This window comes from Serratia sp. AXJ-M, assembly GCF_046531865.1.
Lineage (GTDB): Bacteria > Pseudomonadota > Gammaproteobacteria > Enterobacterales > Enterobacteriaceae > Serratia > Serratia liquefaciens.
Genome location: NZ_CP059394.1, coordinates 2,955,453 through 2,971,409, shown reverse-complemented (window position 1 = coordinate 2,971,409; position 15,957 = coordinate 2,955,453). Strand labels below are relative to the sequence as shown.

At 54.8% G+C, this 15,957-nt stretch carries 16 protein-coding genes; 8 read left to right on the top strand and 8 right to left on the bottom strand.

What is annotated here, in order from left to right:
- Positions 1–52 precede the first annotated feature (52 nt).
- Positions 53–1,258 carry a multidrug efflux MFS transporter MdtH gene (gene mdtH, locus H0S68_RS13910; protein ID WP_128864716.1) on the bottom strand — a complete coding sequence of 402 codons (1,206 nt, stop codon included), beginning with the start codon at positions 1,256–1,258 and terminating at the stop codon, positions 53–55.
- 345 nt (positions 1,259–1,603) lie between these two features.
- On the opposite strand from mdtH, the gene rimJ reads away from it, so the two are divergent.
- The 4 genes from rimJ (at position 1,604) to murJ (ending at position 5,412) form a co-directional block, all read left to right on the top strand.
- The gene (gene rimJ / locus H0S68_RS13905) at positions 1,604–2,188 is read left to right on the top strand and encodes a ribosomal protein S5-alanine N-acetyltransferase (protein WP_020827282.1); all 585 of its coding nucleotides are present in this window, start codon (positions 1,604–1,606) and stop codon (positions 2,186–2,188) included.
- A gap of 9 nt (positions 2,189–2,197) precedes the next feature.
- Complete coding sequence (locus H0S68_RS13900; protein ID WP_046373339.1) at positions 2,198–2,842, top strand: YceH family protein; 645 nt, start codon at positions 2,198–2,200, stop codon at positions 2,840–2,842.
- Positions 2,835–3,755, top strand: a complete 921-nt coding sequence (locus tag H0S68_RS13895) for a Gfo/Idh/MocA family protein (RefSeq protein WP_046373340.1) — start codon at positions 2,835–2,837, stop codon at positions 3,753–3,755. The genes H0S68_RS13900 and H0S68_RS13895 overlap by 8 nt, the downstream gene beginning before the upstream one ends.
- A 121-nt stretch (positions 3,756–3,876) precedes the next feature.
- The gene (gene murJ, locus H0S68_RS13890; protein WP_115058649.1) at positions 3,877–5,412 is read left to right on the top strand and encodes a murein biosynthesis integral membrane protein MurJ; all 1,536 of its coding nucleotides are present in this window, start codon (positions 3,877–3,879) and stop codon (positions 5,410–5,412) included.
- Between the two features lie 71 nt (positions 5,413–5,483).
- Here murJ and argS read toward each other — a convergent pair whose 3' ends face one another.
- Positions 5,484–7,214 carry an arginine--tRNA ligase gene (argS, locus tag H0S68_RS13885; RefSeq protein WP_020827278.1) on the bottom strand — a complete coding sequence of 577 codons (1,731 nt, stop codon included), beginning with the start codon at positions 7,212–7,214 and terminating at the stop codon, positions 5,484–5,486.
- Positions 7,215–8,132: 918 nt separating this feature from the next.
- On the opposite strand from argS, the gene H0S68_RS13880 reads away from it, so the two are divergent.
- Positions 8,133–8,696, top strand: coding sequence for a VOC family protein (locus H0S68_RS13880; protein ID WP_122079624.1), 564 nt, complete (start codon positions 8,133–8,135; stop codon positions 8,694–8,696).
- On the opposite strand, the gene H0S68_RS13875 is transcribed toward H0S68_RS13880, so the two are convergent.
- Positions 8,693–9,844, bottom strand: a complete 1,152-nt coding sequence (locus tag H0S68_RS13875; RefSeq protein ID WP_410528775.1) for a MalY/PatB family protein — start codon at positions 9,842–9,844, stop codon at positions 8,693–8,695. The two genes, H0S68_RS13880 and H0S68_RS13875, sit on opposite strands and share 4 nt — an antisense overlap.
- Before the next feature lie 100 nt (positions 9,845–9,944).
- Here H0S68_RS13875 and cutC point away from each other — a divergent pair, with 100 nt between their 5' ends.
- Together cutC and H0S68_RS13865 are read left to right on the top strand one after the other, a co-directional pair.
- Complete coding sequence (gene cutC / locus H0S68_RS13870; protein ID WP_020827274.1) at positions 9,945–10,703, top strand: copper homeostasis protein CutC; 759 nt, start codon at positions 9,945–9,947, stop codon at positions 10,701–10,703.
- Positions 10,704–11,059: 356 nt separating this feature from the next.
- Positions 11,060–11,557, top strand: coding sequence for a hypothetical protein (locus H0S68_RS13865; RefSeq protein ID WP_232807799.1), 498 nt, complete (start codon positions 11,060–11,062; stop codon positions 11,555–11,557).
- Between the two features lie 51 nt (positions 11,558–11,608).
- Here the strand turns inward: H0S68_RS13865 and cmoB are convergent, their stop codons facing one another.
- The 5 genes from cmoB to H0S68_RS13840 form a co-directional block, all read right to left on the bottom strand.
- Positions 11,609–12,580 (bottom strand): tRNA 5-methoxyuridine(34)/uridine 5-oxyacetic acid(34) synthase CmoB, encoded by a 972-nt coding sequence (cmoB, locus tag H0S68_RS13860; protein WP_128864711.1) that lies wholly within the window; start codon positions 12,578–12,580, stop codon positions 11,609–11,611.
- Positions 12,577–13,320, bottom strand: a complete 744-nt coding sequence (cmoA, locus tag H0S68_RS13855) for a carboxy-S-adenosyl-L-methionine synthase CmoA (protein WP_046373343.1) — start codon at positions 13,318–13,320, stop codon at positions 12,577–12,579. Before cmoA ends, cmoB begins: the two co-directional genes overlap by 4 nt.
- A gap of 102 nt (positions 13,321–13,422) precedes the next feature.
- Positions 13,423–13,818, bottom strand: coding sequence for an MAPEG family protein (locus tag H0S68_RS13850; protein WP_020827270.1), 396 nt, complete (start codon positions 13,816–13,818; stop codon positions 13,423–13,425).
- Positions 13,819–13,920: 102 nt separating this feature from the next.
- Positions 13,921–14,736: a DUF72 domain-containing protein gene (locus H0S68_RS13845; RefSeq protein ID WP_046373344.1), complete on the bottom strand. Its 816-nt coding sequence runs from the start codon at positions 14,734–14,736 to the stop codon at positions 13,921–13,923.
- 74 nt (positions 14,737–14,810) lie between these two features.
- Positions 14,811–15,389 carry a hydrolase gene (locus tag H0S68_RS13840; protein WP_116690313.1) on the bottom strand — a complete coding sequence of 193 codons (579 nt, stop codon included), beginning with the start codon at positions 15,387–15,389 and terminating at the stop codon, positions 14,811–14,813.
- Between the two features lie 202 nt (positions 15,390–15,591).
- Here H0S68_RS13840 and H0S68_RS13835 point away from each other — a divergent pair, with 202 nt between their 5' ends.
- On the top strand, positions 15,592–15,819 hold the full coding sequence (locus tag H0S68_RS13835; RefSeq protein WP_020827267.1) for an FmdB family zinc ribbon protein: 228 nt from the start codon (positions 15,592–15,594) through the stop codon (positions 15,817–15,819).
- Positions 15,820–15,957: the final 138 nt, after the last annotated feature.

Below are 15,957 nucleotides of genomic sequence, written 5' to 3'. Positions count from 1 at the left end.
GATAGCAGCTGTAGGTAATTCGGCTGATTTTCTGGCAACTTAGAGAAAAATCTCAGCCGCCGGGCAGCGCTTCCGATGCGATGCTGCGTGGATTGAACTGCCAATAAAGGGCGAATAGGGTTATCAGTCCCACGATGCCAAGCAGTATCCAGGGCAGTTCCGGCATGCCAACCGCATGGCCGGTGTCGTACATCCAGCCGCCGCCGGTATAACCCACAGCGCCGCCCAGCGCCAGACCAAGCCGGCTGAATCCCATATAACTGCCGCGTGCGCGCGGATCCGCTAGCGAAGCACTGAGGGTTTCACGCGCTGGTTCGGCGATGATGGAGCCGAGATAGAAACAGCAAATCAGGGTAAATACGCCCTGAAGACTGGAAGCCAGCCCGACCGGGATCAGGCTGAGGGTCATCAGCAACAGCCCGGCCATCAGCCGCTGCTCCAGACGGAAACGTTTTTCGCTCCAGCGCGCGATCGGGTAGAGCAGTGACAGCGACAGTGCGGCCTCAATGGCATACATCCATTTCACCGCCGTCGGTGAACCAGCGATTTCATTGACGACGATCGGCAGCATCAACATCACCTGTACCGACAGCATGTAGTAACCGGTCAGGGTCAGTACATAGGTCAGGAAGCGGCGATCGCGCAGGACACGCATCATGCCTTCCTTCATGGGGGCGCGAACGGTGGATATTCGGTATGCCGGCAGCAACCAGGCATTCCAACCCGCCGCTAGCACAAAAATGCCCGCACCGACCCAGCAGACAAAGTGAAAATCATACTGCAGCAACCAACTGCCGATCAGGGCGCCGATGACCGCACCGGCGCTGTCTTGCATCATCAGCAGCGAGTAAAAACGGCCGCGTTCATGCGGGCGGGTAAGCTTAATCACCAATGCGGTACGCGGCGGATCAAACAGCGTACCGCCGAGGGCGGACAGGGCACAGGAGAACCACAGTATCCAGGGTTGGTCGGCCATCGCCATGGTGGCGAAGCCTGCCGCGCGCATCAGCATGCCGGTGACAATCATCGGTTTGGCGCCGAATCGGTCGGCTATCGCGCCCCCGAAGATCCCCAGGCCTTGCTGGATCAACTGGCGTAAACCCAGCGCTGCGCCGACCACCACCGCCGCCCAGCCAAGCTGATCGACAAAGCGAATCGAAATAAGCGGGAAGACCACAAAAAAGCCTAAAACCACCAACAGATTATCGAGTAATAGAAAATATTTACCCAAGCTCCGCGCTTGCGATACCAGAGACATGCTTCACCACGAGCAATTAAGAGGGAGAGGAGTGCAACCGCTCTAGTGTGTACCCAATCCCGTATTGCCGATAGGGGCGGGATAGATAATATTTTTTTATCGTCAATACGTTACCTGCGCGGCAAAACGGCAGGAAAATAGTCGTAAAATGACTAATCGCCTATTTACTGAGCTGCCGGGATTTTACCTCTGGGGCAGGCTGCGGTTATATTAAATGAGGGTAAGTGCGGTTCTGCGCCGATGGTTGAGAAATAATGGCTCAGAATAGGTTCGTCGCCGGATTATTGTCCAAACGTGCGCCCAATAAATACTTCTTATCGAACCGTTCTGACCGCGGGGGAAATGATGTTTGGCTACCGCTCTGCATCACCAAAAGTACGCCTCACCACCGACCGACTGGTTGTCCGTTTAGTGCATGAACGCGATGCCTACCGGCTGGCGGAATACTATGCCGAAAACCGAAGCTTCCTTAAACCCTGGGAACCGGTTCGGGATGAAAGCCACTGTTATCCTTCCGGCTGGCAAGCGCGGCTGGGGATGATCACTGAAATGCAAAAGCAGGGCAGCGCCTACTATTTTATCCTGCTCGATCCGGAAGAAAATGAAGTGCGCGGCGTGGCCAACTTCAGCAACGTGCTGCGCGGCTCATTCCATGCCTGTTTCCTCGGGTATTCTCTGGCCGAGAAATGGCAGGGCCAGGGGCTGATGTTTGAAGCGTTGCAGTCCTCCATCCGCTATATGCTGCGCCAGCAGCGTATGCACCGCATCATGGCCAACTATATGCCGCACAATCAGCGCAGCGGCGCACTGCTGACCCGTCTGGGATTCGAACGTGAGGGTTATGCCAAGGATTATCTGCTGATCGACGGGCAGTGGCAGGATCACGTACTGACAGCTTTAACCAATAAAGAATGGCTACCGCCACGCTGAGGCAAAATAATGAAATATGAATTAAGCGCTAAAGAAGCCAGGGTGATTGGCTGCATGCTGGAAAAGCAGGTGACCACCCCGGACCAGTATCCTCTTTCTCTCAATGCCATCACCCTGGCCTGCAATCAGAAAACCAACCGTGAACCGGTGATGGAGCTAGCTGAAAACGAAGTTCAGCAGGTTCTCGATCTGCTGTTAAAGAAACACTTTTTGCGCACCCTGAGCGGTTTCGGCAATCGGGTGGTCAAATATGAACAGCGTTTTTGCAATTCAGAGTTTGGTCAGCTCAAGCTGAGCGCCGCTGAATTGGCGGTGATCGCCACTTTACTGCTGCGTGGCGCGCAAACCCCTGGGGAATTGCGTACCCGAACCAACCGCATGCATGAATTTAATGATGTTACCGAAGTGGAGCAGGTGCTGGCGCAACTGAGTGCGCGTGAGGATGGCCCCTTTGTGGTGCGGCTGGCGCGGGAGCCGGGCAAACGTGAAAGCCGGTTTATGCATTTGTTCAGCGGCCAGATTGACGAGGCACCTGCGGAAGCATCAACGGCCAATGACAGCGATTTACACGAGCGAGTGAGTACGCTGGAAAACGAAGTGGCGCAGCTTAAACAGCAAGTGCAGGCGTTATTGGAGCGGGGATCGCATGAGTAAATTACGCGTTGGCGTGGTGGGGTTGGGCGGTATTGCTCAAAAGGCTTATCTGCCGATCCTCACCCAGGCGGCAGACTGGACGTTAGTCGGCGGTTTCTCTCCGAATCAGCAAAAGGCACAACCCATTTGCGACAGCTATCGCATGGCCTGTTTTTCGGAGCTCGACAGCCTGGCGCAGCAGTGTGATGCGGTGTTCGTTCACAGCAGCACCGCCAGCCATTTTCAGGTGATTGGCGAGCTGCTGCGATATGGCGTTCACGTTTATGTCGACAAGCCGCTGGCGGAGACCGTGGAACAGGGCGAACAGCTACTGGCCCTGGCTGAAAAACAGGGCAAGGCGCTGATGGTTGGCTTTAACCGTCGCTTTGCACCGCTGTACCGTCAGTTGAAGCAGGATATGAACCAACCGGCGTCGATTCGTATGGATAAACATCGTGCCGACAGCGTCGGACCCAACGATGCGCGCTTTACCCTGCTGGACGATTACCTGCACGTGGTGGACACCGCACTGTGGTTGGGCGGCGACGCTGGGCAACGGCTTAGCGGTAGTCTGCGCATTAACGATGTCGGTGAGCTGGTTTATGCCGAACACCATTTTGAATGCGGAGAAACGCTGGTGACCACCAGTATGCATCGTCGAGCCGGCAGCCAGCGCGAAAGCGTACAGGCGGTAACGGATGGCGCAATCTATCAAGTAAACGATATGCGTCAGTGGCTGCGGGAAGATTCACAAGGCGTGCTGGAACAGCCGGCACCCGGCTGGCAAACCACGCTGGCGCAGCGCGGTTTTGACGGCGCGATCCGTCATTTCCTTGCCTCCGTCAGTAACCAAACGCTGCCGGAAACTGCCGGAGAGCAGGCGATCGCTGCCCAGCGGGTGATTGAACGCCTGTTGCGAGACGCCAATTTGTAACATAACTCCATGTAACATATGAGAGTAGCTATTCTGCGACGTACGGGTAAACTTAGCCGATAGTTTTACTGACGCCTGCTGATGCAGGCGTCGACATTTACAGGGCACATCAAAAAACCACATGAACCTACTAAAATCACTGGCAGCCGTCAGCTCTATGACGATGTTTTCACGGGTGCTGGGCTTTGCCCGTGACGCCATCGTGGCGCGGGTATTTGGTGCCGGTATGGCAACGGACGCCTTCTTCGTGGCGTTCAAACTGCCTAACCTGCTGCGGCGAATCTTCGCCGAGGGGGCCTTTTCGCAAGCCTTTGTCCCGATCCTGGCCGAATACAAAAGCCAGCAGGGAGAAGAAGCAACGCGTACCTTTATCGCTTACGTTTCCGGACTGCTGACGCTGGTGTTGGCTGTGGTGACGGTGTTGGGGATGCTGGCCGCCCCATGGGTGATTTACATTACCGCGCCGGGCTTTGTCGATTCACCGGACAAGTTTGCGTTGACCTCGTCGCTGCTGCGGGTGACCTTTCCGTATATTCTGCTGATCTCGCTGGCGTCATTGGTGGGGTCAATCCTTAATACCTGGAACCGTTTTTCGATCCCGGCGTTTGCGCCGACGTTGCTTAACGTCAGCATGATTGGGTTCGCGCTGTTTGCCGCACCTTACTTCAATCCACCGGTGATGGCGCTGGCCTGGGCGGTCGTCGTGGGCGGCGTGCTGCAATTGGGCTACCAGCTCCCGCATCTGAAGAAGATCGGCATGCTGGTGCTGCCGCGCCTCAAGCTTGGTGACGCGGGCGTATGGCGAGTGATGCGCCAGATGGGGCCAGCCATTTTCGGCGTCTCGGTCAGCCAGATCTCACTGATCATCAATACCATTTTCGCCTCCTTCCTGGTCTCCGGTTCGGTGTCCTGGATGTACTATGCCGACCGCCTGATGGAATTCCCCTCCGGCGTGCTGGGCGTGGCGCTGGGAACCATCCTGCTGCCGTCGCTGGCGAAAAGTTTTTCCAGCGGCAACCACGATGAATATTCGCGTTTGATGGATTGGGGGCTGCGCCTGTGCTTCCTGCTGGCGCTGCCGAGCGCCATAGCTCTGGGCATTCTGGCCAAGCCGCTGACCGTCTCTTTGTTCCAGTACGGCAAGTTCAACGCCTTCGATGCCGCCATGACCCAGCGTGCGCTGGTGGCCTATTCGGTGGGACTGATGGGATTGATCGTCGTGAAGGTGTTGGCGCCAGGGTTCTATTCGCGTCAGGATATTAAAACGCCGGTTAAGATTGCCATTATCACGTTGATTTTAACCCAGGTGATGAACCTGATGTTTATCGGTCCGTTAAAGCATGCGGGGCTTTCGCTGTCGATTGGTCTGGGAGCCTGTATTAACGCTTCGCTGCTGTATTGGCAGTTGCGCAAGCAGAAGATTTTCCACCCGCAACCGGGTTGGGCTCTGTTCCTGACTAAACTGGTGATTGCGGTGATCGTGATGTCGGTAGTATTGGTCGGGGTGATGTGGCTGATGCCTGCCTGGGATCAGGGCAATATGCTGGCACGTCTGCTGCGTCTGGCAGTGGTAGTGATCGCAGGTATTGTAGCTTACTTCGGCGTATTGGCAGGCTTGGGTTTCCGTCCGCGCGATTTTGCTCGGCGAGTGGCGTAACTGGGCTTTCCCACTTTCAGAATATAAAAAGGGTCGCCTCGGCGACCCTTTCTCGTATTCAGCGTGATGACTTACATACGTTCGACGGTTTCGATACCCAGCGTATCCAGACCGATTTTCAGCGTTTTGGCGGTTAACAGTGCCAGCTTCAGGCGGCTCTGGCGCGCTTCTTCGCTGTCTGCATTCAGGATCTGGCAGTGCTCGTAGAAGCCGGAGAACAGGCCCGCAAGATCGTACAGGTAGCTACACATCACGTGCGGGGTACCTTCGCGCGCCACGGTGGTGATCACTTCTTCAAACTGTAGCAGGCGGGTCGCCAGCGCAATTTCGCGCTCTTCGGTCATCACCAGCGGCAGGGTCAGATTACTTTCGTCGACACCGGCACGTTTGAATACGGAAGCCACACGGGTATAAGCATATTGCATGTAAGGCGCGGTATTGCCTTCAAACGCCAGCATGTTGTCCCAGTCGAAGATATAGTCGGTGGTGCGGCTTTTCGACAGGTCGGCGTATTTAACCGCACCAATGCCTACGGCATTGGCCAGGCTTTGCATCTCTTCCGCTGGCATGTCCGGGTTTTTCTCGGCGATCAGCTTGCCTGCACGATCGACCGCTTCATCCAGCAGATCGGACAGTTTCACCGTGCCGCCTGAACGGGTTTTGAACGGCTTGCCGTCTTTACCCAGCATCATGCCGAACATGTGGTGCTCCAGCGAGAGGCTGTCCGGAATATAGCCGGCTTTGCGCACGATGGTCCAGGCCTGCATCAAATGTTGATGCTGGCGTGAGTCGATGTAGTAGAGCACGCGGTCGGCGCCCAGAGTTTCATAGCGGTATTTTGCACAGGCGATGTCGGTGGTGGTGTACAGGTAGCCGCCATCTTTTTTCTGGATGATGACGCCCATAGGCTCGCCGTCTTTATTCTTGTATTCGTCGAGGAACACCACGGTGGCGCCTTCGCTTTCCACCGCCAGCCCCTTGGCCTTGAGATCGGCCACGATGCCCGGCAGCATCGCGTTGTACAGGCTTTCACCCATTACATCGTCTTCGGTCAGGGTGACGTTCAGGCGGTTATAGGTCAGCTGATTCTGCGCCATGGTGATGTCGACCAGCTTACGCCACATCTTCAGGCAGTATTGATCGCCGCCTTGCAGTTTTACCACGTAGGCACGGGCGCGTTCGGCGAACTCGGCGTCTTCATCATAGTGTTTCTTTGCTTCACGATAGAACTGCTCCAGATCGGACAGGCCCATATCGCTGGCGTTTTCGTTCTGCATTTTTTCCAGATAGGCAATCAGCATGCCGAACTGGGTACCCCAGTCACCCACGTGGTTGGCGCGGATCACTTTATGCCCCAGGAATTCCTGAGTGCGTGCCGCAGCGTCACCGATAATGGTGGAGCGCAGGTGGCCGACGTGCATTTCTTTCGCCACGTTGGGCGCAGAGTAGTCAATCACGATGGTCTGCGGTTTGACGGGCGCAATGCCCAGTTTTGGCGCGCCAAGCACCAAATCAGTTTGCTGCGCGACCCAGTCGCTGTTCAGGAAGATATTGATAAAACCTGGACCGGCAATTTCCACTTTGCTGGCGACGTCGCCGAGATCAAGCAGTTGCACCACTTTTTCCGCCAACTGGCGTGGCGGCATGCCGAGTTTCTTGGCAACGGACATCACGCCATTGGCCTGATAGTCGCCAAACTGCGCTTTTGCGGACTGACGGACCTGCGCTTCGCAATCGGCTGGCGCGCCTGCGGCAATCAGCGCCTGGCTGACTTTATCTGAAAGAAGAACCTGAATATTCACCGGGTTACCTTAATGACGAACGAGGGGCCGTATGCCATGCCCCTGTGGGATTCAAAGGTGGTTTTACTGGCCACGCGTCAACACGCCGACCCACCACAAAACAGCCTGCAATTGTAACCGATCTGATGAGTGACGTCAGCAGTTGGCGCGGGGGAAGGCGAAAGACGGCGTGATAAGGCATTGCATCGTGGCTGGCCCACGAAGGGGCGAGGAGAATGGGTCACGGAGCGGATAATTCAGACGGACAAAAAGAATAAGCTCATGGAAAAATCAAATAGCAAACTTAGTGTTTTTTGTTTCTGCGCCCAGCGTCCAGCGTATTATTGCGACGTGATTTGAAGTGACGGTATATCGCATAGGCGGCAATAATCACTAATAACAGGGATATTATTAAAAGGAACATAAAGGATCGTCTCCGGCTCAATTTTCACTAAAGTAGCCTAATTGATATTTTCACGCAATTACCCACGGGATGTTTAGGAAGATTCTCAGATTGCAAATAAAATAAATTTATATAAAGAATTGTATTTATTGATTTTTTTATTTTCACGTATTTTTTATGGCCTTTTTACTACGCTAGCGTTAACTATTTTTTAAGCATATATGAATACCAGAACAGGTGAATTATCAGGCTTAATAAGTTAGTAATATTCTCAATCCGTCAATCATAAGAAAAAGCTATAAACTTATGCGTTAACTTTCATCTGAAATTGGATCTTGGCTGATGTCAAATGAAGCAGATAATAGCTTCTGCGTTAATACTCCTTTTGTACTTTGGCCGGACTTCACGGGAGGGCATTTTACCCTGCGCATTTTGAGGTTAAAAATTTCAGTTTCCCGGACCGGTCAGGTGGATAGCAACGTCTCAGGCGTGTAAATTACCCCCCTGAAAACCGCTTTTGTTGTTTCGAGGACCCTATGACTAGCTTTCCGGCCATTGCCGAACTTCACGATTTAGCGCTGGATCTGCCGCGTTTTGAGCAGGCGCTGAGCCAGTTTGCTGAAAAACTGCAGCTGGATCTGTCCCAGTTCACTGCAGACCACGTTTCGCTGCGCTGCCATCAAAACACTACCGCTGAACGCTGGCGACTGGGGTTAGAGCAGTGTGGTTCGCTGCTGTCGGAGGCGATGATCAATGGCCGTCCTATTTGCCTGTTTGATCTTCAGCAGCCACTTAAGGTGGGGCCTTGGCAGATCGACTGCGTGGAGTTGCCTTATCCCGGAGACAAGCGCTATCCGCACGAAGGTTGGGAACACGTAGAGCTGGTGCTTAGCGGCGAACCGGCCACGCTTTATGCGCGTGCGTTGGCCCACTTGCCGGATGAAGCGCTGCTGGCTCCGGGCATCAAACTGAAACAAAGCTCACCAAAGGGAGAAGGTGAACGTTTACCGAACCCAACGCTGGCGATCACCGACGGCACCGTGACGATCAAATTCCATCCTTATTCCATCAGGGACATTGTCGCCAGCGAACAGGGTTAATTGGGCTGCAGCGAGCGGGTGGCCAGCAGCATGCGGTCTAGCGCCTGGCTGAGCAGTTCGCGCCGGCAGCCAAAGTTCAAACGAACAAAATGCCGGTTGCCAAAATCCAGGCCCGGGCTTAATCCTACGCCGGCCTGTTCAAAGAAGGCGTGCGGGTTATCGACCGGCAGTTGGCTGCAGTCTATCCAGGCCAGATAGGTGGCTTCGATGGGCTGCAGTGCCAGCCCTGGCATGGCATTAATACGCTCGATCACCCAATCACGGTTTGCGCGTAGATAAACCAACAGTTCGTCCAGCCACTCTTGCCCATGTTGGTAAGCGGCCTGCGCAGCAACCAATGCGAGCACATCCACCTCCGGCACAATACCGCTGCGCGCTCGGACCAGCTTCTTGCGCAGCTCCGGGTTGGGAATAATTGCCATTGAGGCACCAAGACCGGCGATATTGAAGGTTTTCGACGGCGACATCAGCGTGACGCTGCGCTGGGCGGCATCATCATTCAACGTGGCGAAGGGGATGTGTTCACAACCCGGTTCAAGCAACAGATCGCAATGAATTTCATCTGAACAAACAACCAGATTATGGTTTTTGGCAAACTCATGCTGTTGCAACAGCTCCTGTCTGCGGTAGACGGTGCCGCCCGGGTTTTGCGGGTTGCACAGCATCAATAATCTCTCTGCACCGCTGAGCTGTGCTTCGACAGCGCTGAAATCCAATAGCCAGCGCCGGTCCTGCAGCGTCAACGGCACCGGTAGCTGTGTGCGGCCGGCAAATTTCGCTGCTTTACGAAACGGCGGGTAGATTAGCGAGGGGGCCAGAGTGCCTTCTCCCTTGGTGGTAAAAGCCCGCACGCATAAATTCAGGCCGCAAACCAGGCCAGGCAGGAAAACCAGCCATTCAGGATTGATATGCCAGCCGTAGCGCTCTAGCATACGGCGGGTAAAAACCTCAATCAGCTCAGGGGAGGGATGACCGTAGCCGAATACGGCATGAGCGACGCGTTGCTGCAAGGCATCAATAATTGCCGGCGGTGACGGGAAGTCGGTATCGGCAACCCAGAGCGGAATAACGTCGCGGCCGCGATATTTATCCCACTTAACGCTGTCACTGTGACTGCGGTCTACCCATAGATCAAAATTGAATGCCATAGTTACTACCCTGAGCTGGCTTATGCTTACTATGAGCCTAAATGAGAAATTGAAAAATTAACAATGGCCGTCGCAAGTTAGCCGTCATCTGGGGGTGACAATGATTAAACTGGAAGTTTGCTGCTATAGCGTCGATTGCGCGCTGACGGCCGAGCGGGCAGGTGCCGATCGTATAGAGTTATGTGCCAGCCAAAGTGAGGGCGGCTTGACGCCAAGCTATGGCTCTTTACGTCTGGCACGCGACAGGATCGGTGTGCCGGTGCACCCTATTGTTCGTCCACGCGGTGGGGATTTTTGCTATGGCGCGGTGGATTTTGACGTTATCAAGCATGATATTGCCCAGATCCGCGATATGGGCTTTGCCGGTGTGGTGGTGGGCATGCTGGATGAAGAAGGGCATATCGATCTGCCGCGCATGCAAGAAGTGATGCGTTTGAGCGGTAATATGGCGGTGACGTTCCACCGCGCTTTCGACATGTGCCAAAATCCGCTGGTGGCGCTCGATCAACTGACGCAGTTGGGCGTGGCGCGGATACTCACCTCAGGCCAGCAGCAAAATGCGGAATTGGGATTGCCCTTACTGCGCGATCTGGTGCAGGCCAGCCAGGGACCGGTGATTATGGCCGGTGCCGGCGTGCGGCTCAGCAACCTGCACAAGTTTGTCGATATTGGTATTCAGGAGCTGCACAGCTCCTCCGGCCATGCGGTGCCTTCGACCATGCGCTATCGCAAAGCCGGTGTCACCATGTGTTCCGACAGTGAGTTTGACGAGTTCAGCCACTATTGCGTAGACGGCGATATGGTAGAGGCGATGAAAAACTCGTTGGCCCTGGTTGATCCCCTGGCGCAAAGCGCCTAAAACGCATTGCTAACCCGCAAGCCCCGGTTTTCCTGCCGGGGCTTTTTTATTTCCATGATCCCCGAAGACCTTGCCCTGTCAGCGCTGGCACTGATGGCGTCCAATGACGGCGCCATAACAAGTGCAATAACCTCTGTCGTCAGCCAGCTCGCATGGCTGCATAAAACACAGGGATTTGTACGGTTATGGAGGAGTCATGAAGTGTTATTTGATTTTGTTGTTGATGGCCTGTCTTGCATTGTCCGGCTGCGTCGCAGCTTATTACCGCTAAGGAGAGTGGCATGCGTTATCTGATGATTGTATCGCTGATTTGTTGTTTAAGCGCCTGTGCCTCTTTGTATTACAGGTGAATGGCGATGAGACGACTAACCGCTATCGCATTGCTGATGCTGACAGGTTGCGTGTCGGTGTATGGGCCGACAAAAGCCGGTAATCAACCTGCCGAGGGCACGACAGGTGATGCATCCGTTCCTTCGGCAGCCGATGACGGCAGCCTGATCGGTAACCGAAAACCGGATGAACTGTTCACGCGCACCCTGGCCATTTTCAGCGCGAAAGGGATAACCCCAACGTTGACCGACAGTCGACTTGGCGTTATCGGGGCTGCCGGGAGCGAGGCCGAACTGGCGGGGCTTTATCTGGATTGCACCGACCAGGCGACCCCGTCGAATCTGACGGAGGAATATCGAATACTGGTGCAGATTTATAGCGCCGGGGAGGGAAGTCATGTCATGGTGCAGGTTAGCGGGGTTGCCGGGCTGACGGCTGCGGATGGCAATGACAAAGTGAAACCCTTTGAATGCAAATCCAGCGGCGTGCTGGAAAAGGACTTGCTGGAGGCCTGGCGAAAATAACGGGCGTAACGTCATCATCCCGATAGGTACGAGGTGATGACGTTTTTCACTTTAGGGCTTCTTGGCTACCAGTACGGCACGCAAGGGCGCGGGGTAGCCTTCGACGGTTTTGCTCGGGTCTTGTGGATCAAGGAATTCGGCCAGTGACTCACTGGTCATCCAATCGGTACGGCGTTGCTCTTCGGTGCTGGTGACGCACATGTCGGCGATTTTAACGTCGACGAAACCGCACTTCTCCAGCCAGCATTTCAATGCTTCGGCTGACGGAATAAAGTAGACGTTACGCATTTGCGCGTAGCGGTCACCGGGTACCAGAACCTGATGGCGATCGCCTTCCACCACCAGCGTTTCCAATACCAGCTCACCTTCGGAAACCAGCTGGTTTTTCAACTGATACAAATGGTCCAGCGGTGAGCGGCGATGGTACAGCACGCCCATTGAAAATACCGTGTCGAACGCCGCCAGCTCGGGCAACTGCTCAATACCGAGCGGCAACAGGTGGGCGCGTTGATCGCCGCCCAACAGCTTGCGCACCGCTTCGAATTGGCACAGAAACAGCTGCATCGGATCTATGCCTACCGCCAGATGCGCACCCGCGCCAACCATGCGCCACAGGTGATAACCGCTGCCGCAGCCGACGTCGAGAATGGTGCGTCCAGCCAGCGGTGAAATGTGCGGTAATACGCGATCCCACTTCCAGTCGGAATGCCATTCGGTGTCGATATCGATGCCATACAGTGAGAACGGGCCTTTGCGCCACGGCATCATGGTGCGCAGCATCTTTTCAATGCCTTCCAACTGGCCCGGCGACAAAGGGGGTTCCATCTCGGCACGGACGCCGTGCAACAAATCAAGCTGGGTGGGGGTCAGTGCCGGTAAATGTTCAACCGAATTAAACCACTGCTTGAATTTACCGTGTAGTGACTCGCGCTGCCAGGCGCTGAGCTGTGCCGGCAGGGTATCCAGCCAGTGGCTGAGGTTGCTTTTCGCGATGCGTTGATAGAAATCGCCAAACTCAATCATGCTGCGGCTCCCGCTTTCAACGCGATCAGTGAACCGAAGTTAAAGCACTGGAACCAGACTTCCGCATGCTCAAAACCGGCCTGTTTCAGACGGGCTTTGTGGGCGTCCACGGAGTCGGTCAGCATGACGTTTTCCAGCATGCTGCGCTTCTGGCTGATTTCCAGCTCGCTGTAACCGTTGGCACGTTTGAAATCGTGATGCATGTTGAACAGCAATTCGCCGACATCGGCATCTTCAAAGCTGAACTTCTCCGACAGTACCAGTGCGCCGCCTGGGCGCAGACCGCGGTAAACCTGTTCCAGCAGGCGCAGGCGGTCGGCGGGTTCGAGGAATTGCAGGGTAAAGTTCAGGACTACCATCGAGGCGTTTTCGATGTTGATATCAAGGATATCGGCTTCGATAACGTCTACCGGGGTGTCGGCGCGGAAGGCATCAATATGACGGCGGCAGCGCTCGACCATGGCCGGAGAGTTGTCGACGGCGATGATGTTGCAACCCGCCACCTTGATATTCCGCCGCATCGACAGCGTGGCTGCACCCAGCGAACATCCTAGGTCGTAAACCCGACTGTCGGGCTGCACGAAACGCTCGGCCAGCATGCCAATCATGGAAATGATATTGGAATAGCCTGGAACGGAACGCTGGATCATGTCAGGGAACACTTCAGCGACGCGTTCGTCGAAGGTCCAGTCGCCCAATTTGGCGATCGGGGCAGAAAAAAGAGTATCGCGGTTTGGCATAGCGGAAAATCGGTTCAGAATTCGAAGGGGCGTATTCTAACAGATAATGACAAAAAGCGCAGCGGAAGCAGGCGGCGTAGCCGCCTGAGGACGAACAGGGGATTAATGCAGGCTAAAAATAAGATCCCATGGCAGATAGAAAATATTGGCCAGTACCATTAACACCAGCGAAATGTAGGTGGCCGCCATGCCCGATCGACGCCAGCGCACCTCGCGGTTACGCAGACCGTAGTAATGCACCAAACGGCCAGCCATCAGCATCAGACCGCAAATATGGATCATCCATATTTCAGCGCCGTTCATCTCCATGATCACCAACAGCACTGCGGCGATAGGAATGTATTCTACGGCATTGCCGTGAACGCGGATTGCAGTTTGCAGCTCATAAAAACCGCCGTCCCCGTAGGCGACACGGTATTGCATCCTTAACCTAACCACGTCATAAGAGAGTTTGATCAACAACAATGCGCCGAGCACTACATAAAGCGCGCTTACCATTTTTAACTCCATTCCCTAACCAAAACTGGCAGCCAGCATCATAGCCGCCATTGCAATCACTGTCGCGAGGAAAAATCTGATGTAATTGGTCAGATTAATCGGTCAAAACAGCGCATCCTGCTCCGGCCAGTCCGGTGGAGGGGGTAAATTCGGAATAGCCTGATACAGCTGCTGCCAGATTTTCTGTGCCTGCTGGGGGGAATCACCATTATCCGGCGTATGTATAAACAGAAAAGGTTGGTGCTGTTGCTGCCAAACGGGCAATTTCTGCTGCCAGGCGTCGAACCAGCGCAGGTTATCTTGCAGCACATCGCCGCCGATGAAACGTACCAGCGGATTGTTGGCGGTGACCAGAGCATGCACCGGCAGCTTGGGCTTTTTCTGCTGGGCATCGCGCACGGCGGCGCTGTTGGGCAGGGCGTGATGCACCGGCCGGCTGTCGAGGATCACCCGGTTGATACCCCGCTGGTGTAACCCCTGATTCAGCAGCCGCTCTTCCTCGCCTTTGTCGAAAAACGCCGGATGCCGCACTTCCACGCCATAGGTAAACTCTTTCGGCAAAGCGTCGAAGAACTGCCACATCGCCGGTAATTCCGCCGGGCCGAACGCCGCCGGCAATTGCAGCCACAGCTGGCCTATGCGCTGATGCACCGGACCCAGGCAGTGGTAAAATGCCTGCAGATCGGCGGCGCAGTTACGCAGTGCAGCCTGATGGCTGACGGTGGCGGGGAACTTGAAACAGAAGCGAAAATCATCGGTGGTCATATCGCGCCAGCGCTGGACTATTTCCAGTTTGGGTAACGCGTAGAAGGTGGTATTGCCTTCCACGCAGTTAAAATAGCGGCTGTAATCCGCCAGATCGCGCAGCCCGATACGATTCCAGGCCGGGTGTTGCCACTGTGGGAGTCCGATATACATCAAGCTAGCATCTTCCTTAATTTTCCCTGCCAGTCAAAGGTGGGCGCAGCAGGCGGCGCCCCTACAAGTTAGCGTTACTGGTCGAGTGCGGCAACAATTTCGCGGGTGCTGCGAACACGCGCCAACCGCGGGAAGATATTATCGAAAGCAAACTGGTGCATTTCAGCATTTTGCGCACTGCAGAGATCTTCGGCTATCACTAACTCGTAGCCGTGTTCCCAGGCCGCGCGAGCCGTAGATTCCACGCCAATATTGGTGGAGATACCGCCCAGCACCACCGATTTAATGCCACGGCGACGCAGTTGCAAGTCAAGATCGGTGCCGTAAAACGCACCCCATTGGCGCTTGGTCACCAGAATGTCGCGGTCGCTCACCGCCAGGGATGCCGGGAATTCCCACCAGTTGGCAGGCAATCCGCCGGCAGGGGCGGGAGACGGTTTGTCCACCGGCTGTTTCAGCGCTTCGGCGAAAGAGTCGGACCAGCCGACGCGTACCAGGATCACCGGTGCCCCCAGCGAACGGAAATGTGCCGCCAACTGCGCGCCATTGGCCACCACGCTTTCGGCGCTGTGTGGGCCACCGGCGAAGGGCAGGATGCCGTTTTGCAAATCAATTAACACCAGTGCGGTGGTGTGAGCATCAAGTTTCAACATGGAAATATCTCGTGACAAGGTGGATGAAATACGCGCAGCTTAGATAGCGCGCTAAACAAGCATCGATTCAGGCTACGTGAAAAAAGCATCACCGGTTAATGAGAAATTTGTTAATCAATGTGTTACTTCGGGCAAAAACACACCATTTAGTGCTGCAACAAAGCTGTGTTCGCACTTATCTGGCGCATGAATTTCCTTTATAATGATCGCCTTTTTTCAGCTCACTTTACTCCAACGACCTATGCCGATTTATGAATATGCATGTGGTGCTTGCAGCCACCGGTTAGAGAAGTTGCAAAAATTTTCCGATGCGCCGCTGACGGATTGTCCGGCGTGTAGGCAGCCCGCGTTAACCAAGCTGATTTCTTCCACCGGTTTCCAGTTAAAGGGTACCGGTTGGTATGCAACCGACTTCAAACCGGGCAAGTAAATATACCCTATAGCTTTCGAGTTGCAGCCAGGCAGCCAGCTATCTCGCCTCTGGTGCCTACTTGAGTAAGTCACTGGGGTGAGAGAGTGCAGATAACAACGCTGCAACTTGAAAGATGACGGGTATTGAGTTCATCAG